This is a genomic window from Streptomyces africanus (assembly GCF_002150735.1).
GTDB classification, from domain to species: Bacteria; Actinomycetota; Actinomycetes; order Streptomycetales; family Streptomycetaceae; genus Streptomyces; species Streptomyces africanus.
Window position 1 is genome coordinate 1 of sequence record NZ_MUKA01000325.1, and the last position, 286, is coordinate 286.

A 286-nucleotide genomic window follows, 5' to 3' on the forward strand; every position below is an offset into this window, starting at 1 on the left:
GGTACGGCAGCAGTCCGGCCAGCCGGTCCAGCTCGACCTGCGCGGCGTCCATGCCCGCCTCGTCCAGGGCGCCGTCCGCCGCCGCGCCCATCAGCAGGCACAGCGTCGACAGGTCGGGCCGCTCGGACCGGGCCTCTTCGCCGAACCGCCGCCGCAGCTCGGCGGAACGCTCGGGGGACGGGGGGTAGGGGGGACGCATGGCTGGCTCGTGCCCTCTCACGACGGTCGGCTATCGGCTATCGGCCGGAGTCACGGTCATCCGGCTCCCGGTAGTGGTGGTAGGCGT

The 286-nt window shown here is 74.1% G+C and carries 1 pseudogene; it reads right to left on the minus strand.

The window, feature by feature from the left end:
* Window positions 1-199 (minus strand): annotated as a pseudogene (locus CCL05_RS33465) (hypothetical protein); the annotation flags it as partial.
* Window positions 200-286 lie beyond the last annotated feature (87 nt).